We start from the raw sequence: 19,239 nt of genomic DNA on the forward strand, positions 1-19,239 counted from the left end.
TTACCCCAGTAACGGTATTCTTGTGGTGGCGAGTTTAATGATGATGTACAGCACCACCAGCCCCAGCAGAAAGGCAATAAACCCCACCTGCTGGCTGCGCGGACGATGACGCCCCAGCGCAATAAAACCCAAAACGATGTAGATGATAACGCCAAACAGCTTCTCAGTCAGCCATGCACCGTCATCGGTGAACGGCAGATAGCCCGTTACCCACATCAACCCCGCTCCCGACACAAAGAGTACGGTATCGATACAGTGCGGCAGTACCCGCACCCAGCGGGCGTTGATCAGCTGATTATTGCTGTAACGCCACCAGTAACGCAGCGCGAAAAAGCTGATGGTCAGGGTAACGGCAGCCACATGCAAGGTAATCAGCACGGAGAAGCTGTTCATGGCAGTTTGCCCAGCGTCAGGCGCTCATTGCCGCCATAGTCGCGGCAGGTTTCGACGCGCTCAAAACCTGCCTGCAGGAAGAGTGCCCGCACGGCTTCACCCTGCGTCCAGCCGTGCTCCAGCAGCAGCCAGCCGCCGCTCACCAGGTGTTGACGAGACTGAGTGATAATATGGCTGAGATCGGCCAGGCCCTGATCGGCAGCAACCAGCGCGCTGCGCGGCTCGAAGCGCACATCGCCTTCAGCGAGATGCGGATCGGCTTCATCAATGTAGGGCGGGTTACTGACGATCAGCTCAAACTGCCGATCGGCAAGGGCAGAGAACCAGCTGCTGTGCAGCACGGTGACGTTAGGCAGCCCCAGACGCTCAAGATTGCGCTGTGCCAGCGCCACCGCATCGGGCATCACATCCACCGCGGTGACCTGACAATCCGGACGTTCGCTGGCCAGCGCCAGGGCAATGGCCCCGGTGCCGGTGCCTAAATCGAGAATGCGCGCGGGCGTGGCGGGCAGTCTCGCCAGCGCCTGCTCCACCAGACACTCGGTGTCGGGACGGGGGATCAGGGTGGCCGCGGAGACATACAGCGGCAGCGACCAGAACTCACGCTCGCCCACCAGGTGCGCCACCGGCTCGCCGGTTTTGCGGCGGGCCAGGAGGACGTCAAGCTGCGCCTGCTGGTCAGCCGTAAGCTCGGTTTCGCCAAAGGCGAGAATATAGGTGCGCGCTTTGCCCGTCACATGCTCCAGCAGGATCTCCGCATCGCGGCGGGGGCTTTCACCTCCCGCCAGCTCGCTTATCGCCTGCTGTAGCCAGTGCTGAAAATCCATTAATCCTGCTCTGCCAGCGCCGCCAGCTGATCGGCCTGGTACTCCTGCACGATAGGTTCGATCAGGGAGTCCAGCTTGCCCTCCATGGTCTCATCCAGACGGTAGAGGGTCAGGTTGATGCGGTGATCGGTGACGCGGCCCTGCGGGAAGTTATAGGTGCGGTTACGATCGCTGCGATCGCCGCTGCCCAGCAGGTTGCGGCGGGTCGAGGCTTCGGCCTGCTGGCGTTTTGCCATTTCGGCTGCGTGAATACGCGCCCCCAGCACCGACAGCGCTTTGGCTTTGTTTTTGTGCTGGGAACGTTCGTCCTGGCACTCCACCACGATGCCGGTTGGCAGGTGGGTAATACGGATCGCGGAGTCGGTGGTGTTAACGTGCTGACCGCCCGCGCCGGAGGAGCGGAAGGTATCGATACGCAGATCCGCCGGGTTGATGTCCGGCAGCTCGGCTTCCGGCAGCTCGGGCATCACTGCCACGGTGCAGGCGGAGGTGTGGATACGCCCCTGGGATTCGGTGGCCGGGACGCGCTGCACGCGATGGCCGCCGGATTCAAACTTAAGGCGACCGTAGACGCCGTCGCCGCTGATTTTGGCAATGACTTCTTTATAGCCGCCATGCTCGCCTTCGTTGGCGCTCATGATCTCCACGCGCCAGCGGCGGGATTCGGCGTAGCGGCTGTACATGCGGAACAGATCCCCGGCAAACAGGGCCGCTTCATCCCCGCCGGTCCCGGCGCGGACTTCCACAAAGGCGTTGCGTTCATCGTCCGGATCTTTCGGCAGCAGCAGTACCTGCAGCTGTTGCTCCATCTCTTCCGCGCGGACTTTGGCATCCTGCAACTCTTCCTGCGCCATCTCGCGCATTTCCGGGTCGTCGAGCATCATCTGTGCGGTTTCAATATCTTCCTGAACCTGTTGCCAGTCGGTAAAGCATTTTGAAACATCACTTAGTTGTGCATACTCGCGCGACAGGGCGCGGAAACGTTCCTGGTCGGCAATGGTTGCGGCATCGCCAAGCAGCGCCTGAACTTCTTCATGGCGCTCGTGCAATGCTTCCAGTTTGGCGACGATAGAGGGCTTCATAGGCGTAAGTGCACCTTATAATAATAAAATGGGTATGGCGCGCTATTCCAGCCCGAGGCTGTCGCGCAGAATGTTCAGGCGTTCGTCGTCCCCGTCACGGGCGGCCTGTTGAAGTGATTTGGTTGGGGCATGGATCAGGCGATTGGTCAGTTTCCATGCCAGCTCCTGCATGATGACCTGCGGATCGCCGCCCTGCTCGAGGGCCGCCATCGCTTTGGCAGTCAGTTCATTCCGGACCTGTTCCGCCTGACCGCGGTACTCGCGAATGGTCTCGCTGACGCTTTGCGCGCGCAGCCAGGCCATAAATTCGCTGGTTTCCTGCTCAACGATCGTCTCCGCCTGCACCGCTGCCGCTTTACGCTGGGCAAGGTTGTGCGAAATGATGCTTTGCAGGTCGTCCACGCTGTACAGATAGGCGTTCGCCAGTTTGCCGACGTCGGGCTCGACGTCGCGCGGAACGGCGATGTCCACCAGCAGCATAGGCTGATTACGGCGGGACTTCAGGGCACGCTCCACCATGCCTTTACCGATGATCGGCAGCGGGCTGGCGGTGGAGCTGATGATGATATCCGCTTCACTCAGACGGGCGTCGATGTCGCTGAGGGCGATCACTTCCGCGCCGACTTCATCCGCCAGCACCTGAGCACGCTCGCGGGTGCGGTTGGCGATCATCATCTTTTTCACTTTGTGTTCGCGCAGATGGCGCGCCACCAGCTCGATGGTTTCGCCCGCGCCCACCAGCAGTACCGAGACCGTAGACAGCGATTCAAAAATTTGTCGCGCCAGGGTACAGGCAGCGAAAGCAACCGAAACGGCACTGGCGCCAATATCGGTTTCGGTTCGCACTCGCTTGGCGACGGAGAAGGATTTCTGGAACATACGTTCCAGCTCGCTGGCCTTGAGGTGGCCTTTTTGCGAATCAGCAAAGGCTTTTTTGACCTGCCCGAGGATCTGCGGCTCGCCCAGCACCAGCGAATCGAGCCCGCTGGCCACGCGCATCAGATGGCTGACTGCATCGTTATCCTGATGCCAGTACAGGCTGTTGCGCAACTCTTCTTCATTCAGGTTGTGGTACTCACATAACCAGCGGACCAGCGCTTCGTGCAGGTTGTCCTGCTCTTCGACGCTGAGATAGAGCTCAGTACGGTTGCACGTTGACAACACCACGCCCCCCTGCACCATCGGCTGGGCAAGCAGACTGTCCAGCGCCTGGTCGAGCGTGTCCGGCGAAAACGTCACACGTTCTCGCAGTGATACCGGGGCTGTTTTGTGGTTAATACCGAGTGCTAAAAGGGTCATATGAGCGGGAGTAGTACCAGCGTTAATAAGGTTAGCAGGCCGCATCATACAGGATGCGCGAGATCAATAAAAGAGACTGCCCCCTTTCGGAGTAATAGGTTATTGGTTGTTATTAACCGTTAATTTCAGGAATTAGGACAACTTGAGCGTAGACGCTGCCGCAGGCGGGCGCTAGCATTAAGGGTTATAACTGCCACGTATCTCAAGGATTTGTCATCATTATGACCAGACTCATTCGCCTCCTGCCCCTGGCCGCGCTGGTGCTGACCGCATGTTCCATCACGCCGCCGAAAGGGCCGGGCAAAAGCCCGGATTCGCCACAGTGGCAACAGCACCAGCAAGAAGTGCGTGCATTAAATCAGTATCAGACCCGCGGTGCCTTTGCTTATCTGTCCGATCAGCAAAAAGTGTATGCCCGCTTCTTCTGGCAGCAGACCGGCCAGGATCGCTATCGCCTGCTGCTGCTGAACCCGCTTGGCAGCACGGAAATGGAGCTGATTGCCCAGCCAGGCAGCGCACAGGTCACCGACAATAAAGGCCAGAAATATACCGGCACCGATGCCGAAGAGATGCTCGGCAAGCTGACCGGGATGCCTATTCCAATCACCAGCCTGCGCCAGTGGATCCTCGGCCTGCCGGGCGACGCCACCGACTATAAGCTCGACGACCAGTATCGCCTGAGCGAAGTAAACTACAGCCAGAACGGTAAAAGCTGGAAAGTGGTGTACGGCGGCTATGACAACAGCAGCAAACCGGCCCTGCCGTCCAGCCTGGAACTGACCGAAGGCAGGCAGCGCATTAAGCTGAAAATGGATAACTGGATTGTCAAATGATGACCCACTGGCCTTCGCCCGCAAAACTGAACCTGTTTTTATACATCACCGGACAGCGTGCTGACGGGTATCACACCCTGCAGACGCTGTTTCAGTTTGTTGACTACGGCGACACGATTTCCATTGAACTGCGCGACGACGGGCAGATTCGTCTGCTGACGCCGGTCGAAGGGGTGGCCGACGAGGATAACCTGATCGTGCGCGCCGCCCGTCTGCTGATGAGTGAGGCAGAACGGTCCGGGCGTCTGCCAGCGGGCAGCGGCGCGGATATCAGGGTGGAAAAACGCCTGCCGATGGGCGGCGGGCTCGGCGGCGGGTCGTCTAACGCCGCCACCGTGCTGGTGGTGCTCAATCATCTGTGGGGCTGCGATCTCACGGTGGATGAGCTGGCCGCGCTCGGGCTGACGCTCGGGGCCGACGTGCCGGTGTTTGTTCGCGGGCATGCGGCCTTTGCCGAAGGCGTGGGCGAGATCCTCTCCCCGGCAGAGCCTGCGGAAAAATGGTATCTAGTGGCCCACCCGGGCGTCAGCATTCCGACCCCGGTTATCTTTAAAGATCCGGACCTTCCGCGCGATACCCCAATAAGGTCAATAGAAACGTTATTAAACTGTGAATTCAGCAACGATTGCGAGGATATCGCAAGAAAACGTTTTCGCGAGGTTGATGTCGCGCTTTCCTGGCTGTTAGAATACGCGCCGTCGCGCCTGACTGGCACAGGGGCCTGTGTCTTTGCTGAATTTGATACGGAATCCGCTGCACGTCAGGTGCTCGAGCTGGCTCCAGAGTGGCTGCATGGTTTCGTAGCGCGTGGTATGAACGTCTCCCCGCTGCAGCAGGCCATTCTGGCGCAATCTGAGTTTCGGTGACAACGTCACCCTGTTCCAGACGTTGCATCGCGCTCTTTAATACACCGCCTGGATAGCATTCGCCTGGCCCGCACAGTTTACGGCGAACTATCCACCACTGGACGCATGCCTGAGGTTCTTCTCGTGCCTGATATGAAGCTTTTTGCTGGTAACGCCACCCCGGAACTAGCACAACGTATTGCCAACCGCCTGTACACTTCTCTTGGCGACGCCGCCGTAGGTCGCTTTAGCGATGGCGAAGTCAGCGTACAAATTAACGAAAATGTACGCGGTGGTGATATTTTCATCATCCAGTCCACCTGTGCTCCAACTAACGACAACCTGATGGAACTGGTTGTCATGGTCGATGCCCTGCGCCGTGCTTCCGCTGGCCGTATCACTGCTGTTATTCCTTACTTTGGTTATGCCCGTCAGGACCGTCGCGTCCGTTCCGCACGTGTGCCAATTACCGCTAAAGTTGTTGCTGACTTCCTCTCCAGTGTTGGCGTTGACCGCGTTCTGACGGTTGACCTGCATGCCGAGCAGATTCAGGGCTTCTTCGACGTTCCGGTTGATAACGTATTCGGCAGTCCAATCCTGCTGGAAGATATGCTGCAGCTGAACCTGGACAACCCGATTGTGGTTTCTCCGGACATCGGCGGCGTGGTTCGCGCACGCGCTATCGCCAAACTGCTTAACGATACCGACATGGCGATCATCGACAAACGTCGTCCACGCGCTAACGTTTCTCAGGTGATGCATATCATCGGTGACGTCGCTGGCCGTGACTGCGTGCTGGTTGACGACATGATCGACACCGGCGGCACTCTGTGCAAAGCCGCCGAAGCGCTGAAAGAGCGTGGTGCAAAACGCGTATTCGCTTACGCGACTCACCCGATCTTCTCCGGCAATGCAGTGAACAACCTGCGCAACTCCGTCATTGATGAAGTTGTGGTGTGTGACACCATCCCACTGAGCGACGAGATCAAAGCGCTGCCAAACGTGCGTACTTTGACCCTGTCCGGGATGCTGGCCGAAGCGATTCGTCGTATCAGCAACGAAGAATCCATCTCTGCAATGTTCGAACACTAATCGGACGCAGTCGAAAAACCCGCTACGGCGGGTTTTTTTGTCTGTGGTATTTATTTGTATGATTAATGCCTCCTTCACCTGCCATTGATATGACAGATGATGCGCACCTGGATGATGATTGTGAAAAACACTTCCTCTCACGTTCTGCCCTTCCGCGCCCTCATCGACGCCTGCTGGAACGAAAAATATACCCTGTCACGCTTCACCCGTGACCTGATCGCCGGGATCACCGTCGGCATCATTGCTATTCCACTGGCGATGGCGCTGGCGATTGGCAGCGGCGTGGCACCGCAGTACGGCCTGTACACCGCCGCCGTCGCCGGGATTGTGATAGCCCTGACCGGCGGGTCGCGCTTTAGCGTCTCCGGGCCGACCGCAGCTTTTGTGGTGATCCTCTATCCGGTGTCTCAGCAGTTCGGCCTCGCCGGGTTGCTGGTGGCGACCCTGATGTCCGGGGTATTTTTGATTTTGTTCGGCCTGGCGCGCTTTGGCAGGCTGATTGAGTACATTCCGCTCTCCGTAACCCTGGGCTTTACCTCCGGGATTGGTATCACCATCGGGACCATGCAGATCAAGGATTTCCTTGGCCTGCAGATGGCCCACGTGCCGGAGCATTACCTGCAAAAAGTGGGGGCGCTGGTGATGGCCCTGCCAACGGCAAACCCGGGAGATGCGGCGATCGGCGTGGTGACGCTGGGCACGCTGATCCTCTGGCCGCGCCTGGGCATACGGCTGCCGGGGCACCTGCCCGCCCTGCTGCTGGGCTGTGCGGTGATGGGGGTAGTAAACCTGCTCGGCGGTCACGTCGCCACTATCGGCTCCCAGTTCCACTATGTGCTGGCGGATGGCTCCCAGGGTAACGGCATCCCGCAACTGTTGCCCCAGCTGGTGCTGCCGTGGAATCTGCCCGGCTCCAGCTTCACCCTGAGCTGGGACTCCCTGCGTGCCTTGCTGCCTGCCGCTTTTTCGATGGCGATGCTGGGGGCGATTGAGTCCTTGCTCTGCGCGGTGGTGCTGGACGGCATGACCGGCACCAAACACAAAGCCAACAGCGAGCTGGTCGGCCAGGGGCTGGGGAATATCATTGCCCCGTTCTTCGGCGGCATCACCGCGACGGCAGCCATTGCCCGCTCGGCGGCGAACGTCCGCGCCGGGGCGACCTCTCCGGTCTCGGCCGTCATTCACTCGGTGCTGGTGATCCTCGCCCTGCTGGTGCTGGCTCCCCTGCTCTCGTGGCTGCCGCTGTCGGCGATGGCGGCCCTGCTGCTGATGGTGGCATGGAACATGAGCGAGGCGCACAAAGTGGTGAACCTGCTGCGCCGTGCGCCTAAAGACGACATCATCGTCATGCTGATCTGCATGTCGCTGACCGTGCTGTTTGATATGGTGATTGCGATTAGCGTTGGGATCGTGCTGGCCTCGCTGCTGTTTATGCGCCGCATTGCCCGCATGACCCGTCTGGCGACGGTCAACGTCACGGTGCCGGACGACGTGCTGGTGCTGCGGGTGATCGGCCCGCTGTTCTTTGCCGCCGCCGAAGGGCTGTTCAGCGATCTGGAGTCGCGCATTGCGGGGAAACGGATCGTGGTTCTGAAGTGGGATGCGGTCCCGGTGCTGGATGCGGGCGGGCTGGATGCCTTCCAGCGGTTTGTCCAACGCCTGCCGGAAGGCTGCGAACTGCGGGTGAGCAATCTCGAGTTCCAGCCCCTGCGTACCATGGCGCGCGCAGGGGTGCAACCCATTGCCGGTCGTCTGGCGTTCTATCCGAACCGCGAGGCAGCGTTAGCGGATCTGTGACATTCGCCGCTGCATCATGATGCCAATCGCCTGCTGGAGCCACCCAAGCACAGCAGGCGTCATCCAGGTGCCCTTCATCAGATGCGGCTCCTGCTGCATCGCCTGGCGGAATTTTTGCTGCGTCACCGGGTTAGTTCCGGCATAAGACTGGAACAGCGCCAGCCAGTTTTCGGCCAGCTGTTGCGCGGTGTCGGAGGCAGGCTCCAGCTCCTCCCGCTGGGCCCGGTGCAGCTTCGCCACCAGCGGCGGCCACTCCATCATGCGATCGAAATAGTGCGCCCGGGTAAAGGCCATCTCCTCCGGCGTGAGATAGTTTTCCCAGATGATAAGCTTCGATTCGGCAAACGCCCGGGTGATGTAATCCGTCATCTCTGCCTTGATGCCCGTCTGTTCGCGCATCTGCGGCTCAACGCTGTGCATCTCGTTGAGACGGGTGAGAAACTCCGGTTTGCCCGCCGTGTCCTGCTCCAGACGCTCCATCCAGCGCGTGGCCAGATCCCTCGCTCGCGGATTGGATACCGCAACATCATTCTCCAGCAGGCTTTTCGCCTCCTGAACCAGAGCGGCCCAGATGTCCGCCAGCGCCTCTTTGTGCTGCGCAAATGGCAGCTGCTGTAACTCTTCTTTGCTAAACCAGCGATCGTACATATTCATTAACTCCAGAGTCTGTAGCCAGGACTCCAGATCGAGATCCTCATGGGTATCGAGCCCGGTGCGCAAATCCACAAGCCGGTCGCGCAGCGTGGTGATGCTGCGCACCTGCTTATCCAGCAGGCGGATTTGCGCCTCGAGCAGTTCCGATAACGTAAGTGAATCTTTCTCCAGAAAGTCCCTGATTTCAGCAAGTTCCAGCCCTGCCTTTGCCAGCGCCTGTATCATATGCAGACGCTGAACATCGGCCAGATTGTAGAGCCGGTACCCTGCCGCGCTTCTGGCAGAAGGCAGCAACAACCCTGTTTGCTCATAGTGGTGCAAGGTGCGCACGGTGATCCCGGCGCGTTTCGCCAGTTCCCCGACCTGAATTAACATAACGGCTCCTTCTTATTGCCAGTGGCGTCACTCTGGAGCCTTACGTTACGTGAGGGTCAATACGGGATGCAAAAAAAAACGACTCCAGAAGGAGCCGTTTCGGTGTTCTTTGGGTTAGCGCATTAACTGTGCTTATGCTGATCGCGACGACAGCGCTTATCGTAGTGGCGCACCCACCAGTATCTGTCGCAGACCTGCTCATGACCGCTGACGCGGGCACCCGCCAGCCACAATACGGCACCCAGGAAGATGCTCAGGATGGCACCGTGTGCAAAGTATTGCGGCAGGTCAAGCTGCGGCAGCTGGTTTAAAATGGAATAACCGACGCCAACAACCATGACCACCAATCCCAACCCCATTAGCACGTTACCGAGTAACGAAGCGTTTCTGCGTTTCATGTGTCACCTCCGGAGCTTTGGGTTGCAGGGGAATAATCTCCCTAATCCTTGTGTGTAAAGTATAGACAACACCCCTTTTGCTGATTGCGTGAGGGATCACATTTACGCACATCGGGGCAACAAAACTTTACAAATAAGCCTTTGAGTAGCATGAAATTCTAATGGTTCAGGCACGGTATTATTCAGATCCAACGCGACGGCGCGCAGAATTTTGTCAAGCGACGCGGCAGACAGTACACTACGCGCCAGACTTAGCACTTTCAGGAACAAAAACGTGACGATTAAACTGATTGTCGGCCTGGCCAACCCTGGCGCGGAATATGCAGCAACCCGCCACAATGCGGGCGCATGGTATGTTGATCTGCTGGCCGAGCGGTTGCGCGCTCCCCTGCGCGAGGAACCGAAATTCTTCGGCTATACCTCACGCGTGAACCTGGCCGGAGCCGATATGCGTCTTCTGGTGCCGACCACGTTTATGAACTTAAGCGGCAAAGCGGTTGCCGCGCTGGCGACCTTTTACCGTATCAATCCGGATGAGATCCTGGTGGCGCATGACGAACTGGATCTGCCCCCCTGGCGTGGCAAAATTCAAACTGGGCGGCGGTCACGGCGGGCATAATGGCTTAAAAGACATCATCAGCAAACTGGGCAATAACCCCAATTTTCACCGTTTACGCGTCGGTATTGGTCATCCGGGCGATAAAAACAAAGTTGTCGGCTTTGTCCTCGGCAAGCCCCCAGCTTCGGAACAGAAGCTGATCGACGAAGCGGTAGACGAAGCGGTGCGTTGCACTGAAATCTGGCTGCAGGATGGCTTAACTAAAGCCACCAACCGTCTGCACGCTTTCAAAGCGCAATAACCGGTCCGTCACGCCTTTTTTGCCCCGCAGGCTGCGGGTTACGTGTATAATAGGCGAAGTTATTTACTTTTCTTCGACTCGTTAATGTTAACGTGTTGAATATCAAGACATTAAGGTGATTCAGAAATGGGATTCAAATGCGGTATCGTTGGTCTGCCTAACGTTGGCAAATCCACCCTGTTTAACGCGCTGACTAAAGCGGGCATCGAAGCGGCTAACTTCCCGTTCTGCACCATCGAGCCAAACACCGGTGTCGTGCCAATGCCCGATCCACGTCTGGACCAGCTCGCGGAGATCGTTAAGCCGCAGCGCATTCTGCCAACCACCATGGAGTTCGTGGACATCGCCGGTCTGGTAAAAGGCGCGTCCAAAGGTGAAGGCCTGGGCAACCAGTTCCTGACCAACATCCGTGAAACCGAAGCCATCGGCCACGTTGTTCGTTGCTTTGAAAACGACAACATCATCCACGTGAACAACAAAGTGGATCCAGCTGACGACATCGAAGTGATCAACACCGAGCTGGCGCTGTCTGACCTCGACACCTGCGAGCGCGCCCTGCACCGCGTGCAGAAGAAAGCTAAAGGCGGCGATAAAGACGCGAAAGCGGAACAGGCTGCGCTGGAAAAATGTCTGCCACAGCTGGAAAACGCCGGCATGCTGCGCGCGCTGAAAAACCTGACTGAAGAAGACAAAGCGGCGATCAAATACCTGAGCTTCCTGACCCTGAAGCCAACCATGTACATCGCTAACGTCAACGAAGACGGTTTCGAAAACAACCCATACCTCGACAAAGTGCGTGAAATCGCGGCGGCCGAAGGTTCTGTGGTTGTTGCAGTGTGCGCCGCCGTTGAATCTGATATCGCCGAGCTGGACGATGCCGACCGTGAAGAGTTCATGGCCGAGCTGGGTCTGGAAGAGCCAGGTCTGAACCGCGTGATCCGCGCCGGTTACGAGCTGCTGAACCTGCAAACCTACTTCACCGCTGGCGTGAAAGAAGTGCGTGCATGGACTATCCCTGTTGGTGCCACCGCTCCACAGGCAGCGGGTAAGATCCACACCGACTTCGAGAAAGGGTTTATTCGTGCGCAGACTATCGCGTTTGAAGACTTCATCACCTACAAGGGTGAGCAAGGCGCGAAAGAAGCGGGCAAGATGCGTGCAGAAGGGAAAGACTACATCGTTAAAGATGGCGATGTAATGAACTTCCTGTTCAACGTCTAATCGCTGCTAAACAGACAAAAAATCCACGCCTTTGCGTGGATTTTTTTTATCACGCTCAAAGCTGATGCAAACCAGCCTCAGCGGCCTCCTGGCGCCAGTCCAACAATACCTCCCAGGACTGTCGCATTGCCTCGCTAAACCCACCAATAAACAGAGCCGAACAGATCTCCTGGTATTGCGGGTCGCTCACCAGCACCTTAAGCGCGTCGCGTATGGACTGTAGCGTGCCTGATGAAGTGCTGGCTGCGGTAATCAAAGGCAGACCGGGTGCCAGCGGGCTGCGGCCGATTACTGCCAGCCCCTCCAGCAGCTCAGGTTGATGGCGCTGCAGCAGGGCCCAGGTCACGCAGTCGATGGCCGCGATATCGCCCTCACCGCGCCGGAGCTCGATCAGCGACTGGCGATGGCTGCCGCTAAACGCTACGCCGGAGAAAAAACGGCCCCGCTCCGCCAGCGGAGCAACCATTTTCAGCAGCACGTTGTAGCCGGACTGCGAATCCGGAGCGTTACACACCGCCCGCCGACCGCGAAAATCGGCCAGCGTTTTATCGCTATCCTGCGCCCGGGCCACCAGCAGGCTGCGGTAATTTCGCCCCTCGCAGCCTGGCGCGGTGTAGTGAAAACAGCCGACAACCTGCACGTCCGGCAGTTGCGTCATCAGCGGAAAACCGCAGGTCTGACTCAGCACCAGGTCGGGATGCCGCCAGTGCGCCAGCAGCCCTTCCCCGGCAAACGCGGGGCGCTGACCGGTTGTCGCCACGCCGTGCGCCGCCAGCAGCTGTTGCACCGCCCGGTACAGAGCCTCTGTGTCCGCGTGGTTAATGTTATACATAGGAAACGCCAGCGTCTCACTCATGGCCTTTACCTCCCTCAATGCCGGGATGTACCGTGACATCCACCGGGGTACGCCAGAAATGGCGAAGCCACTGGCCATAGCCCTGGACCACAAAGCCCTGGTTTCGCTGCTGATAGTCCTCACGATTAAGCCGGTAGATGGCTTTCAGTCCGTACCAGGGCACGCCGGGCAGATCGTGGTGAACTGAATGGTAGTTGAGATTTAAAAACAGCACCTGCCAGAACATCCCGGCCTCGTTAATGACCGAACGCGCCAGCGGATCGTCCGCCGCCCGGTGTTCCAGGAACGAACGCACTTTGGTCAGGGCCAGCGCCGGGTAGCTCACCGCCAGCACAAACCAGAGCGGCGAAAATCCCCGCTGCGCCATCCAGAAAAACAGCGCGAAAAGCAACGTGCCGTGAACCAGCCACATCGTCATCGCCGCATACTGCAGCTGGCGAAACGCCGACAGCGCGCTGCCGAGCGTTTGTGCAATATCCAGCAGCGGCCCCAGTAGCAGCCGACCGCAAAAGGTATTGCGCGCCTGGATCGCCCGCCTGTGCCAGGGTGAAAAGCGCGCCCAGCTCGCCGGGGTAAAGTAATAGGATTCGGGATCGTCCACCGGTACGGTAAGACTGTCGTGCCGATGGTGCGCCAGATGGGAATCCCGGTAGAGGCCATAGGGATACCAGACCGCCAGCGGCAAGGTGCCAAACAGCTGGTTAAGCCAGGGGAAACGCGTGGGATGGCCGTGGATCAGCTCATGCTGGAGCGACATGTACCAGGTGCTAAAGCCGATCAGCAGCAGTGTCGCCGGCAGCAGACCGAGTATGTGCCAGTACGCTAGCGTGCTAAACCAGCCGCCATAAATTATCACGATGAGCAGCCAGGTCGGTATTTCGCTGCGCCACAGCAGGCTGGCCGAAAGGCGACGGATCTGCTCGCGCTGTTGTGAGTGTAAATAGAGGGCCATTCCTTCAGATGCCGCCGTCAGGGATAAGATGTTGTAACCCTCCGGGATCGCGCCAGAAATGACAACGAACTTAAATTGCATTGCTTTGCCACAAAATACGCACAGCAAGCCCGCATTTGCGCGAGGGAGCTTGACTTATTTTGTGATAAAGGTACTTTTCAGGACATGAAGAAGATCCTGATTATTGTTCCTGATGGCGGTATGTTGTTTGAGGCCGCCGGTATTGCCGACATTCTGACCCAGGCTAACCAGCTGCGCCCGGAAGGTCCCTGCTATCGGATTATTATCGCCACAACGCAACCCCATCAGGTGATCCACGGTCAGTCCGGCCTGAACCTGCTGGCCGACTACCGCCTGCCGGAGCTTGATCCGCGCGAGCCGCTCGACACCATCATTATTACCGGACGCGGGCTCAACGAGCAGGAGAGTACGGCGGTTGTCGACTGGCTGCATCTCGCCGCTCCACACGCGCAGCGTATTGCCTCGGTCTGCGGAGGCGCCCTGCTCCTGGCGCAGGCCGGCGTGCTGGATGGCCGCCGGGCAACCACCCACTGGCGGCTGCTGGAAACCCTGCAAAGCCGCTGGCCGCGGGTGAAAGTTGAAAGCGGCCCGCTGTATATCCAGGACGGCCCGGTCTGGACCTCCGGCGGCGTCAGCACCGGGTTCGATCTGACGCTGGCATTGGTTGAGGAGGATTACGGCTTTAGCCTCGCCCGTGACGTCGCGCAGGACATGGTGATGTATCTGCGCCGCCCCGGTGGACAGATGCAGTTCAGCCGCTACCATTTGCCACAGCCCGGCGCCTCCGGCCCGATTGCTGAACTGCAGAACTGGATCCTGCAAAACCTCACGGCGGATCTGTGCGTGGAAAAGCTGGCGGAAAAGGCCGCTATGAGTCCGCGCAATTTTACCCGCGTATTCACCCGCGAAACCGGCGCATCCCCTGCCCGCTATGTCACCGAGGCGCGTCTGGCCGCGGCGCGACACCTGCTGGAGCAAACCACAGAGCCGCTGGAGCGCATCGCAGCGCAGAGCGGGTTTGGCACCAGCATCAACCTGCGTCGGGTTTTCGAAAAACAGCTTCACCTGACCCCTGGCGAGTACCGCCAGCGCTTCCACAGCCGAAAAATGGCGTAATCTGATCCTTTTTTGTCATTTACGCCATTACGCCTGCCGCCTACAGTGACTCCAGAGATCACAGAAAAGGAGTCAATCATGGTTAAGGTCGGTATTAACGGTTTCGGCAGGATCGGACGTAATTTCTTACGCGCTGCGCTGGGCAATCCGGATATTCATATTGCAGCGATTAACGATCTGACGGACAGCAAAACCCTCGCCCACTTACTGAAATACGACTCCCTGCTCGGCACCCTGCCGGCAGCTGTCGAAGCCGGCGAAGGCGCGCTGCAGGTGGACGGTCAGCGCATTACCGTATTCAGTGAACGCGACCCGGCAAACATCCGCTGGGCCGAGGCAGGCGTGGAGGTGGTTATCGAGGCCACGGGCTTTTTCACCGAGCGCGAGAAGGCGGCGGTCCATATTCACAGCGGCGGCGCAAAGCGCGTCATCATTTCAGCGCCGGGTAAAAACGACGACCTGACGGTAGTCATGGGGGTAAACGATGCCCTGTACGATCCGGCGCAACATTTCGTGGTCAGTAACGGGAGCTGCACCACCAACGGCCTGGCGCCCGCAGCACAGGTGCTGCACCAGCGGTTTGGCATTGAGCACGGGTTGATGAATACTACCCACGCCTACACCAACAGCCAGGCGCTGCACGACCAGCCGGAAAAAGATCTTCGCGGTGCCCGTGCGGCGGCGCTGTCGATTGTGCCCTATTCGAGCGGGGCGGCGAAGGCGCTGGGTAAAGTGATTCCTGAGCTGGATGGCCGACTGACGGGCTATTCGCTGCGCGTGCCGGTGCCGGTCGTTTCCATCGTCGATCTGACCGTTACCCTGAGCCGGGAGGTGACCGTCGAAGAGGTTAACGATGCCTTTCGCAGCGCGGCGACGGGCGGGCCACTGAAAGGGATCCTGGGGTACAGCGATGAGCCATTAGTCTCCAGCGATTACCAGGGCGATCCGCGCTCCTCCATTATCGATGGGCTGTCCACCCTGGTGATAGGCGGCAAAATGGTGAAGATCCTCGCGTGGTATGACAACGAATGGGGATTCTCGAATCGGCTGGTGGATCTGGCGCTGCTGATGGACCACAAAGGCGTGTAATTGTGCCTGTCGACTGACGCATCTGCGTTCCGCTAAAAATCCACGCCAATGCGTGGATTTTTTTGTTAAAGGAAAAACAGATTATTTGTTTGCCGCTAAAAAAGACTTCTACGCCAAACGCGGGCAGCGGATAAAGATGCCCCTTCGGCACATCGTCATTCAGTAGGGGTTTCAGCTCCCGGCTCTCCTCTGCCAAATCAAGCGTGACGGTCTGATCGCCATAGTTCTGTACAAAAATATACGCCTCCCCTTCGTCGTGTCGTGCCGTGGCAACCACCCCTTCCGGCAATTGCATTCCCGTGCAGGCGGTAATGCCGTTTTCATCAGCGATCATCTGGTAAAAATCGTGCAGGAAATCGCCTCCGGTTCTTGCCGCGAGATAATACGCCTGCCCTTCGCCATGCGCATTGCGGGTTACTGCGGGTCTGCCGGCATAGAAATCCTGCTGATAAACGCCCAGTACCTCTGCCGTTTCCGCATGAATAAGCTCGCACAGTTCCCGACATTCATACGCACGTTCAGGGCTGTTCCAGACTGACGACGTAATGCCGATCTGATTCGTTTCGCCATCGTACAGACCGTCGATCTCTTCCGACCAGATACCCAATACATCGCGAAGAGGTCCCGGGAAACCGGTTGTGAAGCACAGATCGTCTGTATCGACAATGCCCGTCCAGTAGGTGGCAATAAACACCCCGCCGACTGCCACGAACTGATTCACGCGTTCGGCAAAGGCTGCATCCACCATATAGAGCATCGGGGCAATGATGACCCGGTATGCACTGAGATCTGAATGTTGGGAGACGATATCCACCGGGATGCTCTGCTGCCAGAGTGCCTGATAATGTTGCTGCACCGTCTCTTCAAACTTAATGCCACAATTTCGGGGCCCGGCAGCATCGTTCACTGCCCAGCGATTGTCCCAGTCATAGACTATCGCCACCTCAGCCCGGTAATCCGCGCCTGCCGCAGGTGCCAGCTTTTCCAGCGCAGCGCCGACCTGCTTTACGTCCTGTCCGACGCGGGTATTGAGATGGCCGACATGATCCACTACCGCGCCGTGTAATTTTTCGACCGACCCCCGGCTTTTTCGCCACTGGAAATATTGTACCGAGTCGGAACCGTGGGCCACCGCCTGCAGGGCTGACAGCAGGTGCATCCCCGGTCTTTTCAGCTTGCTGACCGCCTGCCAGTTTGTGGTTCCGGGAGTAGATTCCATCAGCAGGAAAGGCAGTCCGGGTTTCAGGCTTCGCATCAGGTCAAAGGTGAAGGCCGTGTAAGCGGCGATATCCTGCTGCTGTTGGGCTTTGTGCCACTCCGGATAGCTGTCCCATGAGATGAAATCAACCTCCTGCGCCAGTCGCCAGTAATCGTAATCGCTGAACACCCCATGGAAGTTAGTGGTGGCGGGCAACGCTGGGTTGAAGGCTTTCACCGTCTGAATTTCATGGCGGCAAAACAGCGCAACCTGCTCACTCATAAAGCGCCGCCAGTCGATATTCAGGCCATGAACCGACTGCTCGCCCAGTGGCCCTGGGGAATGGATCTGACTCCAGCTGGAATATTCGTGGCTCCAGAATGAGCTCCACCAGCGCTGGTTCAGGTTCTCTAACGTCTGATACTTCTCCTTTAGCCAGTCGCGGAAGGCCTGCTGGCAGATCTCGCAGTGGCAGTCGCCGCCATACTCATTCGAGATATGCCAGGCCAGGACGGCAGGGTGATGCGCATAACGTTTCGCCAGCTGCGCGTTAATTTTCCCGGTCAGGCGTAAATATTGGGGGGAGGAAACACAGTGATTATGGCGTTCCCCGTGCAGGTTTTTCGTCAGATCCTTATTGGTCCGCAATACCTCCGGGTATTTTTCAGATACCCAGGCGGGCCTGGCACCACTCGGTGTCGCCAGGAAAACATAAATCCCATTGGCATAAAGCGTATCCAGAACGCTATCCAGCCAGCCAAACTGATATTCGCCTTCGGCGGGCTCGAGTTTAGACCAGCTAAATATTCCCACCGACATCACGTTGCATTTGGTCTCTTTCATCATCGCGATATCTTTCTCAAGAATATCGGGCTGAGTGAGCCACTGGTCCGGATTATAATCGGCACCGTGTAAAAAATTGAGTTGAGTAAATAACTTGCTCATCACCACCTCCCTTATGCTAAAGACTCTCTCTCAGGAGAAAGAGCCATAACCTTGTCTTTTTTGTTCCGCAGAGAAAATACTGAGAACAACGTAAATAGTCCTGAAACGACGCCAAGAATGATATAGGTATTGGCAAAGCCAATGGTGTCATATAAATGCCCGACCACCGGGGAATAGACCGTCGTGGCAATGGATGCCGCAAACAGCACCAGCAAATAGATCGTGGATGACAATTTATGGTCAAAATTTTGGGCAATAAATTTAAATACAGAGATCAGGATTAAGGGTTTCTCAATGGCGTGCATCATCTTCACTGCCGCAATCCATACCGGGCCCAGCGGAACGGCAGATCCCAGAATACGCACCGACATAATCGTCCCGGCAATCACCAGCGCCCACTTCGCCCCGACGCGGTTCACAAACCACGGCATCAGACCAAGGAATAAAGTTTCGCCACAGACCTGAATTGATGCCAGGGTGCCGTACCATTTATTTCCTTCATCAACGCTCGGGAACTGCAGAGAGAAGTACTGCGCAAACTGCTGGTCGTAGGTGTCATAGATTTGCGTGACAAACAGCGTAAAAATAATCAGCATCCAGAACTGCTTATCTTTCATCAGTTCAACAACATGCCCCGCTTTTAATGACGAGGTCATTTTTTCTTCTTCCAGCGTGACCGTAATTTTCGTCAGCATAAAGCAGACAGCCGCTAACACAATGGCAATACTGGCCAGCCAGAACGAGAGGTTAGGATTATCATTAATATTACGTCCGACAATATACGCCGCGGCCGCCCAACCCAGAGAACCCCACATTCTCACCCGTCCATATTCAAAGGAATAACGGCGGGATATTTTGTCGATATAGGAATCAATGACGCCACACCCGGAGTTAAAAATAACCCCCAGATAGATACCGCCGAGCACAGCACCTAACCAGAAGGAGCTGACCAGCAAGGGCGCATAAACATAAATAAAGAACGGTCCGACCGGAAGCAGCAGCGCAATAATTAAAAAGATAAGCGATTTTTTTGTGCCGAATTTATCAGAGATATAACCAAAGAACGGCTGCATGGTTAGCGCAATAAAGGCATTAATCGCATACAACCACCCCGTTTGGGTGGCGCTGATCCCTAAATGCTGTGTCGTCCAGATAACAAAAAAGGCCATCGTCGACGACCAGGCAAACAGGTAGAGAAAATCAAAAATGCTTAAAAGGACATAGTTCCTTTTACCGGTAACCATATTTTTCTTCCTCAAGAAGGAACAGGATCGGTGCTTCGCTGAAGGCTCAGTGAGTGGCGTTCTTTTGGGTTATGTCAGTACTGTTAAGCAGAGCGCGCAGTGGTCGCCCCTTAAAATGTATGACGTTCACATCAACGTGTTA

16 protein-coding genes and 2 pseudogenes are annotated in these 19,239 nt (G+C 57.3%); 8 read left to right on the top strand and 10 right to left on the bottom strand.

Translation table 11 applies throughout. The features are described from left to right. The 4 genes from sirB2 to hemA are packed head-to-tail and all read right to left on the bottom strand — an operon-like array spanning position 1 to position 3,601. Positions 1-393, bottom strand: a complete 393-nt coding sequence (gene sirB2, locus AAHB66_RS13395) for an invasion regulator SirB2 (protein ID WP_347113257.1) — start codon at positions 391-393, stop codon at positions 1-3. Then, positions 390-1,220, bottom strand: a complete 831-nt coding sequence (prmC, locus tag AAHB66_RS13400; RefSeq protein ID WP_347113258.1) for a peptide chain release factor N(5)-glutamine methyltransferase — start codon at positions 1,218-1,220, stop codon at positions 390-392. Before prmC ends, sirB2 begins: the two co-directional genes overlap by 4 nt. Beyond that, positions 1,220-2,302: a peptide chain release factor 1 gene (gene prfA / locus AAHB66_RS13405; protein WP_106993217.1), complete on the bottom strand. Its 1,083-nt coding sequence runs from the start codon at positions 2,300-2,302 to the stop codon at positions 1,220-1,222. Before prfA ends, prmC begins: the two co-directional genes overlap by 1 nt. Positions 2,303-2,344: 42 nt before the next feature. Continuing rightward, positions 2,345-3,601 (bottom strand): glutamyl-tRNA reductase, encoded by a 1,257-nt coding sequence (hemA, locus tag AAHB66_RS13410; RefSeq protein WP_142489862.1) that lies wholly within the window; start codon positions 3,599-3,601, stop codon positions 2,345-2,347. A gap of 221 nt (positions 3,602-3,822) precedes the next feature. Here hemA and lolB point away from each other — a divergent pair, with 221 nt between their 5' ends. From lolB to dauA, 4 genes are all read left to right on the top strand, one after another. Continuing rightward, the gene (gene lolB, locus AAHB66_RS13415; protein WP_347113259.1) at positions 3,823-4,434 is read left to right on the top strand and encodes a lipoprotein insertase outer membrane protein LolB; all 612 of its coding nucleotides are present in this window, start codon (positions 3,823-3,825) and stop codon (positions 4,432-4,434) included. Beyond that, positions 4,431-5,300, top strand: a complete 870-nt coding sequence (gene ispE, locus AAHB66_RS13420) for a 4-(cytidine 5'-diphospho)-2-C-methyl-D-erythritol kinase (protein ID WP_347113260.1) — start codon at positions 4,431-4,433, stop codon at positions 5,298-5,300. Before lolB ends, ispE begins: the two co-directional genes overlap by 4 nt. Positions 5,301-5,423: 123 nt before the next feature. Beyond that, complete coding sequence (gene prs, locus AAHB66_RS13425) at positions 5,424-6,371, top strand: ribose-phosphate diphosphokinase (RefSeq protein ID WP_003856663.1); 948 nt, start codon at positions 5,424-5,426, stop codon at positions 6,369-6,371. 120 nt (positions 6,372-6,491) lie between these two features. Then, positions 6,492-8,168, top strand: coding sequence for a C4-dicarboxylic acid transporter DauA (gene dauA / locus AAHB66_RS13430; RefSeq protein ID WP_347113261.1), 1,677 nt, complete (start codon positions 6,492-6,494; stop codon positions 8,166-8,168). Here dauA and AAHB66_RS13435 read toward each other — a convergent pair. Further along, complete coding sequence (locus AAHB66_RS13435) at positions 8,154-9,197, bottom strand: MerR family transcriptional regulator (protein ID WP_347113262.1); 1,044 nt, start codon at positions 9,195-9,197, stop codon at positions 8,154-8,156. The genes dauA and AAHB66_RS13435 overlap by 15 nt on opposite strands. Positions 9,198-9,319: 122 nt before the next feature. Beyond that, a complete protein-coding gene (gene ychH / locus AAHB66_RS13440; RefSeq protein ID WP_337014705.1) occupies positions 9,320-9,595 on the bottom strand; it encodes a stress-induced protein YchH in 276 nt (91 codons plus the stop codon). A gap of 274 nt (positions 9,596-9,869) precedes the next feature. On the opposite strand from ychH, the pseudogene pth reads away from it, so the two are divergent. Next, positions 9,870-10,455: pseudogene (pth, locus tag AAHB66_RS13445) on the top strand (aminoacyl-tRNA hydrolase). Positions 10,456-10,581: 126 nt separating this feature from the next. Beyond that, positions 10,582-11,676, top strand: coding sequence for a redox-regulated ATPase YchF (gene ychF, locus AAHB66_RS13450; protein WP_032611353.1), 1,095 nt, complete (start codon positions 10,582-10,584; stop codon positions 11,674-11,676). 55 nt (positions 11,677-11,731) lie between these two features. On the opposite strand, the gene AAHB66_RS13455 is transcribed toward ychF, so the two are convergent. Then, on the bottom strand, positions 11,732-12,532 hold the full coding sequence (locus AAHB66_RS13455; RefSeq protein ID WP_347113263.1) for a PhnD/SsuA/transferrin family substrate-binding protein: 801 nt from the start codon (positions 12,530-12,532) through the stop codon (positions 11,732-11,734). Further along, complete coding sequence (locus AAHB66_RS13460; RefSeq protein ID WP_347116486.1) at positions 12,525-13,484, bottom strand: fatty acid desaturase; 960 nt, start codon at positions 13,482-13,484, stop codon at positions 12,525-12,527. The genes AAHB66_RS13455 and AAHB66_RS13460 overlap by 8 nt, the downstream gene beginning before the upstream one ends. A 165-nt stretch (positions 13,485-13,649) precedes the next feature. On the opposite strand from AAHB66_RS13460, the gene AAHB66_RS13465 reads away from it, so the two are divergent. Together AAHB66_RS13465 and gap are read left to right on the top strand one after the other, a co-directional pair. Further along, on the top strand, positions 13,650-14,621 hold the full coding sequence (locus AAHB66_RS13465) for a helix-turn-helix domain-containing protein (RefSeq protein ID WP_347113264.1): 972 nt from the start codon (positions 13,650-13,652) through the stop codon (positions 14,619-14,621). 78 nt (positions 14,622-14,699) lie between these two features. Continuing rightward, complete coding sequence (gap, locus tag AAHB66_RS13470; RefSeq protein WP_347113265.1) at positions 14,700-15,710, top strand: type I glyceraldehyde-3-phosphate dehydrogenase; 1,011 nt, start codon at positions 14,700-14,702, stop codon at positions 15,708-15,710. Between the two features lie 193 nt (positions 15,711-15,903). On the opposite strand, the pseudogene AAHB66_RS13475 reads toward gap, so the two are convergent. Beyond that, a pseudogene (locus AAHB66_RS13475) lies at positions 15,904-17,853 on the bottom strand (beta-galactosidase); the annotation flags it as partial. Positions 17,854-17,864: 11 nt separating this feature from the next. Further along, the gene (locus AAHB66_RS13480; RefSeq protein ID WP_347113266.1) at positions 17,865-19,097 is read right to left on the bottom strand and encodes an oligosaccharide MFS transporter; all 1,233 of its coding nucleotides are present in this window, start codon (positions 19,095-19,097) and stop codon (positions 17,865-17,867) included. Between the last annotated feature and the right edge of the window lie 142 nt (positions 19,098-19,239).

Origin of the sequence: Leclercia sp. S52 (assembly GCF_039727615.1) — a bacterium.
GTDB classification, from domain to species: Bacteria; Pseudomonadota; Gammaproteobacteria; order Enterobacterales; family Enterobacteriaceae; genus Enterobacter; species Enterobacter adecarboxylatus_B.